Genomic DNA, 11035 nt, shown 5'->3' with positions numbered 1-11035 from the left:
AATATCTAAAAGCAGTCTCTAGGTATGTTTTGTCTCGTAATCTTTCGATTTCATATCTGGTTTATGTATAGGGTGCTCTTATTAGATAAGGTAAGGACATTGTTCACTTTGCTAAGGCTGTTGAAATTTCTCATCCTAACATCGATAAGAAAGTCTGTACCGGGACTCATTCGAAAAATTCTAGTGGGAGTCCGACAGATTTTGAGGCAGAACCAACAAGTGGAAAAACAGCGCAGTGTAGCGGATTGAGTGCGGCTGCTCCGGACAAACCGTTTAGTAAGTTTGTCGAGGCTGTGAAACTTATAGAAGGTAAGAATTGGCCTACGGGGAGGTATCATGACAGTAGTGTAAAGAGTGGTACACCTAATAGTAACGCCACAGCCGTAGCTAAAGATCTAGTAAAGAATCTCACTCCCGAAGAAAAAACAATAGTGGCTGGGTTACTAGCTAAAACTATTGAAGGGGGTGAGGTTGTTGAGATTAGGGCGGTTTCTTCTACTTCAGTCATGGTCAATGCTTGTTATGATCTTCTTAGTGAAGGTTTAGGTGTTGTTCCTTATGCTTGTGTTGGTCTAGGTAGAACTTGTTATGTGACTCACCATGTTTTTTGTTTCTTGTGATGTGTTAAAGCGTCACGTTACGGAGTCTATAGCCAGGATAGAATATCAAATACCGTTACTATAATGTTGTAGCTGTCCGTAATGTTGCAGCATTAATATCACTAGTAATGATAGTTCCATAAGTTAAATTTTCGTATAGAACGGAAAATACAGTCAGGTTCCTTGGGCTGTACAATCTTAGGTACTTCCTGATTCTACAAAGATGCGCTATACTACTGCGTTTTTTGGACAGGGAAGAAAATGTCGGTACCGATAACAGTAGCTTATGGAGATGGTATAGGACCGGAAATTATGGAGGCTGTACTTCTAGTCTTAAAAGAAGCACAGGCGGATATAGCAGTGGAAACTGCGGAGATAGGTCATGCACAGTATAAAAGGGACTGGCCCTGTGGCATTGCTCCGTCTTCTTGGGCTTCTATCCGTAGAACCAAAGTCTTATTGAAGTCTCCTACTATGACTCCTCAGGGTGGGGGACATAAGAGCTTAAATGTTGCCTTACGTAAGAGCTTAGGTTTATACGCAAATGTGCGTCTCTGTGTCACATATTCTCCTATAATAGCTACCGGAAGTACCAATTTCGATATCGTTGTAGTCCGCGAAAACGAAGAGGACACATATTGTGGTGTAGAGTACAGGATATCTCAAGATGCCTGTGTATGTGATAAAATTACCACAAGATCTGCTTCCGAAAGGCTGTGTGCGTACGCGTTTCGCTATGCCAGAAGCCATAATAGAAAGCGGGTGACCTGTCTGATCAAGGATAATATTATGAAAATGACGGATGGGGCATTTCGCGGTGCCTTTCAAAAAATTGCTGCAATGTACCCTGATATACCTGCAGAGTGCTGTATTGTGGATATAGGCATGGCAAGGATTGCTATGCATCCTGAAGAATACGATGTAGTAGTAACCCCTAACCTGTATGGTGATATATTATCAGATATTGTGGCTGTGGCTTCAGGCTCCATTGGGCTGTCAGGTAGCGCAAATCTCGGAGACGAATACGCAATGTTTGAAGCAGTACACGGTTCTGCACCAGATATAGCCGGACAAAATATAGCGAATCCGTCAGGGCTACTTAACGCTGCCGTGCAGATGCTGGTGCATATTGGACAAGAATCCACTGCCCAGGTTATACATAATGCCTTTTTGAAAACTCTAGAAGATGGTATACATACTGCTGATATTTACAATGCAAAAACAAGCTCTAGTAGGGCTTCTACCACTGAGTTTGCGCAGGCTGTTGTAGATAATCTTGGAACTTCCCCAAAGTATCTGCGCAGCATGTTGATAAATAAGAATACCGAGGAGGCTGTGCACTATGAATGTGTGCCAGGTACCTCCAAGAAGGTATTTGTCGGAGCGGATGTAACAATCCATTGGTCGGGTGGTGCCGGGTTTAATGAATTGGTGCAATCTTTAGCGGCGGCCCTTCCGCCTTTTGTAAAACTACGTCTCATGCATGCGAAGGGCTTGGAGTTATGGCCTAATGCTCCATGTGTTTATTCGTATATTGATCTTTTGACATGTAGATTCTTCTGTGATCCACAGGAGGACGCGGATTCTACTTCCGTTAGTCAATTATTACTTTGCCTTGAAGGGCTTGGTCTTGACGTTGTAAAATTGGTCAAACTATACACATTTGATGGAGAGGAGGGCTTTTTCACGCCGTAGACAGTTAATAATTGAGCGGTTATCAGCTTTTGATGAGCGTTACTGTGAAGGGGAAGTTTCGTTACGCAGGATATGCTCTTCACGGGCGAGTTGTGGAGTGCTGCTTCTTATAATAAATAATCATTGCTTCTGAGGGGCAGTGTGCACAAAATTGACGGCCTATATTAGGAACTTGGTGCAGTATGCTACAAAGCTCAGCAGAAGAAGTAGTCTTATGTACGGGAGTAAGTAGAGCCGTATGGAAGGTGCATAACGCGACATACAGAGATGTACTCACGATAAAACAGAAGTTCGGACTTTCTGAAATCGTAGCACATGTCTTAGCTATAAAACGCATACCTATAGATGATATTAGAGATTTCTTGTTTCCCACTTTAAAGCTTCTTCTGCCGGATCCCTTCCATCTGTTGGATATGGGAAAGGCTGTCGATAGGATATTAAAAGCCATTTATGAGAAAGAAAGGATAGTAATTTTTGGTGACTATGATGTTGATGGGGCGACCTCTTCGGCAATGCTCAAGAGGTATTTCGAGAGCATAGGAGTTACCGCGGAAGTTTACATCCCCGATCGCTTAAAAGAGGGGTACGGCCCAAATTCAGAAGCACTAATAAAACTTAGAAAGAAGGGGTGTAGCTTATGTATCACAGTAGACTGCGGTACTGTTGCGCATGAGCCAATATCAGTTGCTAGGGCAGAGGGATTAGATGTAATTGTTGTGGACCACCACATAGGGTCTCCCACACTACCAGATGCGATAGCCATTATAAATCCGAATCGCCTCGATGAGACGTCAACTTACACGTATTTATCGGGTGTGGGGACTTCCTTTATGTTGTTGATTGCGTTGAATAAAACTCTGAGACAAGCAGGGTATTTTCAGCAAGAAAATGAACCACATTTAATGAATTATTTGGACTTGGTAGCCCTCGGGACTGTTTGTGATGTGATGCCAATGCTCAAGTTAAACAGGGCATTTGTAAAACAGGGACTAAAAGTGATGTCAGAACGAGGAAATATGGGGCTCAGAACTCTTGCCGATGCGATAGGCATTGAAGAGAAGCCTAGTGTTTATCATCTCGGTTTTTGCATAGGTCCTCACATCAATGCAGGAGGCAGAATAGGGAATTCAAGCTTGGGGGCGCGGCTTTTATCAAGCAATGATGCTATTGAGTGTAATAAAATTGTCACGATGTTGCTTGATTTGAATAATGAGCGAAAGGAAATAGAGAACAGAAGCCTTTCTGAAGCACTGGCACAGGCAGAACTCCTTGTTGATGAAGGTAAGAATATCATCATGGTCACAGGACATTGGCATGTTGGGGTTATAGGAATCATAGCTGGTCGAATAAAAGAACGTTTTTTCTTACCAACAATTGTCATTTCTCTAGATGGGGACATAGGGAAAGCGAGTGCTCGTTCTGTAACGGGTGTTGACATAGGTGCTGCTGTTTTATCCGCCAAGTTGGAAAAACTGATTCCCGAAGGTGGTGGACATGAGATGGCTGCAGGATTTTCCGTGCATAGAAGTCAGATCGAGCCACTATATAAGTTCTTTTTAGAAAGATTCAAAGATATAAATATACAAAAGGCTTTACACGCGAGCGGTATTTTATCAACTGCGGGCATTTCTTCTGCGTTGTGCAGAGAATTGCAATTATTAGAACCGTTCGGGCCTGGCAACCCGGAACCGAAATTTGTACTCAGGAATGTGCGTATAAAAAATCCCGCTATTATAGGAGAAAGTCACATAAAATGCTTGATTGACGATGGAAGCGGTGCTTCTGTGCGGGGAATGTGCTTTAAATGTGTAGGAACAGAACTTGCTCTAGGGTTACTGCAGGAAGGTATAGCTGTGCATCTGCTTGGCAAAGTCAGCATGAATCAATGGCGGGGTAATGAATATGTACAGTTCATAATAGACGATCTTGCGTTTGCGTGAAAAAGTTAGAGTTCCTTCCTCATTATTCTGCATCAGAGTTCCAGATCATGTTAGCATGGCAAAGCTGTTAGATCATTTTTCAGTTGGACGCGCATTTTCTTTGTCCAAAGCCGCAGTCAGCACTATGCACGCTTGAGTGGGCTTATGGCTTGCAATTTACGATACACACGTATAAGCGATACCTTGCATTAACTTGCGCTTGTGAAGCCTAGGAAGCGATTTCAGGAGAAAGCTGATAACTCAAGCCAGCCTTTAACCTGTAAGCAAGCTTAGGAGTGATGTGACCATCAACAACGCCAACGAAGTTACCACCTAGACCAACACAAGCATAAGGAACAACACCTAAACCTTCACTAAGAAGATCATAACAAGCATTGACCATGACTGAAGTAGAAGAAACCGCCCTAATCTCAACAACCTCGCCCCCTTCAATAGTTTTAGCTAATAACCCAGCCACTATTGTTTTTTCTTCGGGAGTGAGCTCCTTTACTAGGTCTTTTGCTAAGGCTGTGGCGTTGTCATCATGAGCAGCACCTGTCTTCCCAGAACCAGGCCATCCTGCCCCTTTTTCCAATACCTCAGTTCTAAAGCCCCTGAGTTGCGTTGCGTTCTCCACCCCACTGCTGTGGCCTACACCACACTGTTTTGCAGCTCCGTCCGTGCCGCTACCTCCATACTTGTTATTGCTGGAAGCCTTACAAACCTTGGTATCGATGATAGGGTGAGAGATTTCAACAGCCTTAGCAAAGTGAACAATGTCCTTACCGTTTATTTTGGCAAGAGCAGCAGCAAGCTTGTCAGTCTGCCCAGTAACAACATCATAAGCTAACTCCTTAGCTAGTAGATATACTGTATATACTTCATTTCTCTAATAATACTTACACTATCTCTAATTCCCTTAGTCTTGTTTTTAATAAGAAGAGTGACTGCATACACTCTTCTTATACCTAGCAAGACATAGGTAATTGGTGCACTTACCGGTATTTTAAAGGAGTAACTTACGAATACTGAACAGTATAGCTCTCTATAACTTCGAACCCCAATCTCTAAAATCACTATCTTGTTTTGAAGCTCTTCTATACTCATAGGTATTCTCATAGTACCACAGTTTCGAGATGCAATCTTCGCTATGAGATTTTATGGGTAATACCTTTCCATATCTCAGAAAATAACCATACAAAGTTAACCATAACCAACACTACCTTCCATAGCTACAAGCATGTTGTCCTTAAACCCAATCCGAGGATCGGGTGTATTCCAGTCAAACTTGTTAGACTCAAGTTTGACACTCTTACCATCCTTTAAGTATGGATATACTGCCCTGGTCTCTCCGTTACTCTCCCTTATACTAAAATCTCTTATCTTGCTAAACTCTGCTCTGTATTCCAGTATTCCTACCTTAAATAATAACTGTAGTGAATGACAGATTAGAGAGCACACTCACTAGTGTTTTCGAAACTGAAAGATATTCCACTAATCTTCCGTACATTTTATGAATAACAATATATAAGTTCTGTATAAGATGCGTGTGCTACAGTTAAATCTGTTAAGAGTGGTGGTGCGTCCTGATATGGTGTGCTAAAAACACTATCGTGCTGTACCGTTAAAGGAACACTGGAGGTTGTGAAGTTATGAGGGAAGTGCTGGTATCTTATGCAGGAGTGTCGCCATCTGTAGATAGCACTGCGTTTATCGCAGGTAATGCCCGTATCATCGGAGATGTTTGTATAGGTAAGAATGCCAGCATATGGTATGGAACCGTACTCAGAGGTGATGTAGATAAAATTGAAGTAGGTGAAGGTACAAACATTCAAGATAATACAGTAGTGCATACAGATAGCATGCACGGAGATACGGCGATAGGTAAATTCGTTACTATTGGGCACAGCTGTATATTGCATGCGTGTACTATTAGGAATAATGCCTTTGTAGGCATGGGATCAATTGTGATGGATCGCGTAGTGATGGAAGAAAGCAGCATGTTGGCTGCAGGTTCATTGCTAACTAGAGGTAAGATTGTAAAATCTGGAGAGTTATGGGCGGGTAGACCTGCAAAGTTTCTACGTATGATGACGGACGAGGAGATTTTATACCTGCAGCAATCCGCTGAAAATTACATAGCGTTGTCGCGTGGATACTTGTAACAGGGTATTCATCTATGGTTTGACATTAGTGTCTTTTGGTGATTACACTGCCTTTCAATCTGTGTTTTTTGTTTTAGTTCTGGTTTGTATTTATGGGTGATGCTGTAGAAGTTAGGGCTGAGAATCTTGGTGGAGAATCCATCCTAGAAGCTCCGATTCGGGTAATGAAAAAGGTGGGAGATACTGTATCTGCAGAAGATGTTCTCTTCATTGTTGAGACGGACAAAACTTCTCTAGAAATATCAGCTCCCGTTGCTGGTATTCTCTCAGAGTTGAGAGTTGCAGATGAAGAAATGATTACCAAGGGGCAAGTCTTAGCTATCATACGGACGCAGGACAAGGCTACTGCAGAAGTGGTCAATAAGGAGCCTACTAGCAAAGAAGTGCCTGCCGAACCCGTTGTTGTACAAACAGTAAACACTCAAGAAAGGCAGGAAAGGACAGTTCTTGAAGGTAAAGGCTTAGTAGCTCCTACTGTCGAAGATTTTATTGCAGAGGCCAATACTACCCCTACTTCTAGGGCTTTGGGTATAGGCGTTAAGAGGGAACAAGACAAATGTATAGTTGCTAGCCAGATTCCCAAGAATCTGATGAGTTGCCATGGTGACGTGGTGGGTGAAAGACGCGTAAAAATGAGCAAAATTCGCCAGGTTATAGCTGCGAGGCTGAAGGAGTCACAAAATACCTCTGCTACGCTCAGCACCTTTAACGAAGTGGATATGAGCAGAGTGATGGAGCTCAGAGCTAAGTATAAAGATGCCTTTATGAAGAGGTATGATGTTAAGCTTGGGTTTATGTCCTTCTTTATCAGAGCGGTTGTGCTAGCCCTTGCAGAAATTCCTGTACTGAATGCAGAGATTTCAGGCGACGATATAGTTTATAGGGACTACTGTAACATTGGAGTCGCTGTAGGTACCGATAAAGGGTTAGTAGTACCCGTTATCAGAAGGGCAGAAAAGATGTCGCTTGCTGAAATGGAGCAAGCACTTGTTGAGTTGAGTACAAAAGCAAGAAGTGGCAAGCTGGCTGTTTCTGATATGTCTGGTGCAACCTTTACTATTACTAATGGTGGCGTGTATGGGTCATTGTTATCTACTCCTATCATTAATCCTCCTCAGTCTGGAATTTTGGGTATGCACGCTATACAAGAGCGTCCTGTAGCAATAGGTGGTAAGGTAGAAATTAGGCCTATGATGTATTTGGCGCTATCTTATGATCATAGGATAGTTGACGGACAGGGTGCTGTGACGTTTTTGGTGCGAGTGAAGCAGTATATAGAAGATCCTAACAGATTGGCTCTAGGAATTTAGGGGGTTTTTTATGGGGCGGGGTACAATAACTATCCACTCCGAAGAGGATTTTGCCTGTATGAGAAGGGCTGGGATGCTTGCAGCCAGGGTGCTTGATTTTATCACGCCCCATGTTGTTCCTGGTGTGACTACTAATGCTCTAAATGATCTATGTCATGATTTCATTATTGCTGCCGGGGCTATTCCAGCCCCTTTGGGCTACAGGGGATATCCTAAGTCTATTTGTACTTCGAAGAATTTTGTCGTTTGTCACGGCATCCCAGATGATGTTGCGTTAAAAAATGGCGATATAGTGAACATAGATGTTACGGTAATCCTCGATGGTTGGCACGGAGATACTAGTAGGATGTATTGGGTTGGTGATAACGTCTCGATTAAGGCTAAGCGTATTTGTGAGGCGAGTTATAAGGCATTGATGGCGGCGATTGATGTCATACGTCCAGGTAAGAAGCTAAATAGCATAGGGTTAGCTATAGAGGAAGAAATCAGAAGTTACGGATACTCCATTGTTAGGGATTACTGCGGGCATGGTATAGGTCGAGAATTCCATGCTGCTCCTAACATAGTTCACTACTATGACGAAGAGGATGATGTTACAATTCAGGAGGGGATGTTTTTCACTGTTGAGCCAATGATCAATGCTGGAAAGCATCATACTGTGCTAGACAGAAAAGACGGATGGACGGTGACAACGAAAGACTTTTCGCTTTCAGCGCAGTTTGAGCATACCTTGGGTGTAACTGAAACTGGTGTTGAGATTTTTACTATGTCACCAAAAAATTGGCATTGCCCGCCATACCTTTAAGTAGGATGTTTTTGTTATGTGTAAAACGCGTGGCAGGGTAATGTTAGGTGCATGTTCTAATGACGATATGTGCTGATAAGAAGTTTTGCAATCATACTTCGTGAGAAGTTAGGAATATATACTTATGAGTGCTAGTAAGCTTGCTGTGTTATTAAGCGAAGCCGCTTCAGTTTTGAGAAGAGTAGGAGTAGATACACCTGGGTTAGATGCTAGACTTATTGCTGGCCATGTTTTGGGTTTAAGTGAGCATGAGGTGCTAATAAACCCTGACTTAGTTGTTACTGCTGCAAAAACAAAAGAATTTTTTGAAGTTATTGCCAGGCGTTTAGCCGGGGTACCAGTTTCGCATATTTTACGCAAACGAGAATTCTGGAGTATTGATTTTGCTGTAAGCTCTGATGTCCTAGATCCCCGACAAGACACAGAGACCATAGTATCTGAAGCTATAAAGCTACATAACAGAAATCGCAGAATAACTATTGCAGACTTAGGCACGGGGACGGCATGTATAATTATAGCGTTATTATCGCACTATAAAAATGCAGTGGGGGTTGCTTTTGAGAAAAGTACCAAGGCTTATCGAATTGCGCATCAAAACCTGCAGCAATATGGAATGACAGGACGGGTGCGTTTACACAGAGCAAGCTGGGAGAAGTGCAATGGAAAGTTTGACCTTATAGTTAGCAATCCTCCTTATATTAAGAGGTGTAAGATTTCCAGACTACAACCAGAAGTGAGATTATACGAGCCCATGGTCGCATTAGACGGGGGTGTGAGGGGTATAGAAAAGTACCTACAGATTTTTGAGATATTGCGCAGGTGTTTAAAGCCTGATGGCAAAGCTATACTGGAAATTGGGGAAGATCAGCATGCGATACGCACTGAGGCTTTAAGATATGGTATGAAATTTTGCCATTATGTACACGATCTGGCAGCAAAGCCTAGGTGTGTTATATTTAAGAGGCTACACTAATCAGATTAGTACATTGTGTCATAATAACATGTATGAGACTTGAATCTGGTAGCAACGTGCTGATTTCGGAGGAGAGCTGATAACTCAAGCCAGCCTTTAACCTATAAGCAAGCTTAGGAGTGATGTGACCATCAACAACGCCAACGAAGTTACCACCTAGACCAACACAAGCATAAGGAACAACACCTAAACCTTCACTAAGAAGATCATAACAAGCATTGACCATGACTGAAGTAGAAGAAACCGCCCTAATCTCAACAACCTCACCACCTTCAATAGTTTTAGCAAGTAATCCAGCTACTATGGTTTTTTCTTCAGGAGTGAGTTCCTTGACTAGGTCTTTGGCTACGGCTGTGGCGTTACTATTAGGTGCCCCAACTACAGGACCGCTACCGGTCTTCCCAGCCTGACCCGTAGGCCAGTTTTTACCCTCACCTATTCCCGTAAGGCTTACAAACTTATTCAAAGCACCATGTCCTCCCGACGCTCCACTAGTCCCAAAGCCACTGCACTGAGCTGTTTTAGTGTCCGTATTCCCCGGCGCTGCATCGTACGTTGTCGCGTTATTACCGTCGATCTGTGCATGACTTCCACTACAAACCTTGGTATCGATGATGGGATGAGAGATTTCAACAGCCTTAGCAAAGTGAACAATGTCCTTACCTTATTTATCTAATAATAAGGTCCTGGATTAAACCGGGAGCCTTATAATAAAACTCAATGTAAGTACATGGTACATAGATACAATCTCGAGTCCAAGACAGAGTTAAAGGTTACTGAGTATAGTAAGATAGATACCTATAAATTGCAGTGGGATCCCGAGCGACACAGACGCAAGCAGTTTTTCATCGTAACCATACCTGAGCTAACTCATGAGTGAGAATCAACACTTAAATAACAGCATTTTTTACTTTGATACCTCTAATGTGTCTTCTTTCTAACAAGATGATATATCGTTTTATAACAAAACCTCAGATACGCACCTAATAATAGCTCTACTATATCTATATCCCTACCAGCAGATTGAACTCTTCAAATTCACTATGCCTGAGTAGAAGAAACCGCCCTAATCTCAATGACCTCACCACCTTCAATAGTTTTAGCTAGTAACCCAGCTACTATGGTTTTTTCTTCAGGAGTGAGTTCCTTGACTAGGTCTTTGGCTAAGGCTATGGCGTTGTCGTTTTGTACCGGGGCTGGTCCGTTCGCGTGTGCCGGATTAGCTGTAGACGTAGGCCAATTCTTGATACCATTTCCTAATAGAGTTTTCTCAACAAAGTCTTTGAAAACCCCCGGCTTATCATCCCCTTGGTCGCTCAGACCAGCACCTCCACACAGTGCTACTTCCCCCTTTGTGGAGGTTTTAACGTACGATTCCGCCGCATACTTTCCGTATTTTGCTCCACCATTCTTCTTGGTCACACAAACCTTGGTATCGATGATAGGGTGAGAGATTTCAACAGCCTTAGCAAAGTGAACAATGTCCTTACCTTATCTAATAATAGATCCTTATACATAAACCAGATATGAAATCGAAAGATTACGAGACAAAACATACCTAGAGACTGC

General features: G+C 42.7%; 7 protein-coding genes and 4 pseudogenes. 7 read left to right on the top strand and 4 right to left on the bottom strand.

Annotated elements, in window-relative coordinates:
- Positions 1-89: 89 nt before the first annotated feature.
- From KPX09_RS05580 to recJ, 3 genes and pseudogenes are all read left to right on the top strand, one after another.
- Positions 90-620: pseudogene (locus KPX09_RS05580) on the top strand (P44/Msp2 family outer membrane protein); the annotation flags it as partial.
- A 240-nt stretch (positions 621-860) separates the two neighbouring features.
- On the top strand, positions 861-2294 hold the full coding sequence (icd, locus tag KPX09_RS02575) for an isocitrate dehydrogenase (RefSeq protein ID WP_249548825.1): 1434 nt from the start codon (positions 861-863) through the stop codon (positions 2292-2294).
- Between the two features lie 182 nt (positions 2295-2476).
- Positions 2477-4234: a single-stranded-DNA-specific exonuclease RecJ gene (gene recJ / locus KPX09_RS02570; RefSeq protein WP_249548824.1), complete on the top strand. Its 1758-nt coding sequence runs from the start codon at positions 2477-2479 to the stop codon at positions 4232-4234.
- A 208-nt stretch (positions 4235-4442) separates the two neighbouring features.
- On the opposite strand, the pseudogene KPX09_RS02565 reads toward recJ, so the two are convergent.
- Positions 4443-5140, bottom strand: a pseudogene (locus tag KPX09_RS02565) (P44/Msp2 family outer membrane protein); the annotation flags it as partial.
- A gap of 279 nt (positions 5141-5419) precedes the next feature.
- Positions 5420-5674: pseudogene (locus KPX09_RS02560) on the bottom strand (P44/Msp2 family outer membrane protein); the annotation flags it as partial.
- A 191-nt stretch (positions 5675-5865) separates the two neighbouring features.
- Here KPX09_RS02560 and KPX09_RS02555 point away from each other — a divergent pair.
- The 4 genes from KPX09_RS02555 to prmC all read left to right on the top strand — a co-directional run bounded on the left by KPX09_RS02555 (position 5866) and on the right by prmC (position 9466).
- Positions 5866-6378: a gamma carbonic anhydrase family protein gene (locus KPX09_RS02555; RefSeq protein ID WP_249548823.1), complete on the top strand. Its 513-nt coding sequence runs from the start codon at positions 5866-5868 to the stop codon at positions 6376-6378.
- A gap of 92 nt (positions 6379-6470) precedes the next feature.
- A complete protein-coding gene (gene odhB / locus KPX09_RS02550) occupies positions 6471-7688 on the top strand; it encodes a 2-oxoglutarate dehydrogenase complex dihydrolipoyllysine-residue succinyltransferase (protein ID WP_249548822.1) in 1218 nt (405 codons plus the stop codon).
- A gap of 10 nt (positions 7689-7698) precedes the next feature.
- Complete coding sequence (gene map / locus KPX09_RS02545; RefSeq protein ID WP_249548821.1) at positions 7699-8493, top strand: type I methionyl aminopeptidase; 795 nt, start codon at positions 7699-7701, stop codon at positions 8491-8493.
- A 124-nt stretch (positions 8494-8617) separates the two neighbouring features.
- A complete protein-coding gene (prmC, locus tag KPX09_RS02540) occupies positions 8618-9466 on the top strand; it encodes a peptide chain release factor N(5)-glutamine methyltransferase (protein ID WP_249548820.1) in 849 nt (282 codons plus the stop codon).
- On the opposite strand, the pseudogene KPX09_RS05575 reads toward prmC, so the two are convergent.
- Positions 9450-10130: pseudogene (locus tag KPX09_RS05575) on the bottom strand (P44/Msp2 family outer membrane protein); the annotation flags it as partial. The gene prmC and the pseudogene KPX09_RS05575 sit on opposite strands and share 17 nt — an antisense overlap.
- A 377-nt stretch (positions 10131-10507) precedes the next feature.
- Positions 10508-10888 (bottom strand): hypothetical protein, encoded by a 381-nt coding sequence (locus tag KPX09_RS05785; RefSeq protein ID WP_249548827.1) that lies wholly within the window; start codon positions 10886-10888, stop codon positions 10508-10510.
- Positions 10889-11035 lie beyond the last annotated feature (147 nt).

Source organism: Anaplasma phagocytophilum (assembly GCF_023476575.1).
In the GTDB taxonomy this organism is placed as follows: domain Bacteria; phylum Pseudomonadota; class Alphaproteobacteria; order Rickettsiales; family Anaplasmataceae; genus Anaplasma; species Anaplasma phagocytophilum_A.
The sequence above is the reverse complement of the archived record's forward strand: the minus strand, read 5'-3'. Positions and strand labels throughout refer to the sequence as shown.

Coding starts and splice junctions, on each gene's coding strand:
- recJ (WP_249548824.1), top strand. CDS start 2,477: ATGCTACAAAGCTCAGCAGAAGAAGTAGTCTTATGTACGGGAGTAAGT.
- map (WP_249548821.1), top strand. CDS start 7,699: ATGGGGCGGGGTACAATAACTATCCACTCCGAAGAGGATTTTGCCTGT.
- prmC (WP_249548820.1), top strand. CDS start 8,618: ATGAGTGCTAGTAAGCTTGCTGTGTTATTAAGCGAAGCCGCTTCAGTT.
- odhB (WP_249548822.1), top strand. CDS start 6,471: ATGGGTGATGCTGTAGAAGTTAGGGCTGAGAATCTTGGTGGAGAATCC.
- icd (WP_249548825.1), top strand. CDS start 861: ATGTCGGTACCGATAACAGTAGCTTATGGAGATGGTATAGGACCGGAA.
- KPX09_RS02555 (WP_249548823.1), top strand. CDS start 5,866: ATGAGGGAAGTGCTGGTATCTTATGCAGGAGTGTCGCCATCTGTAGAT.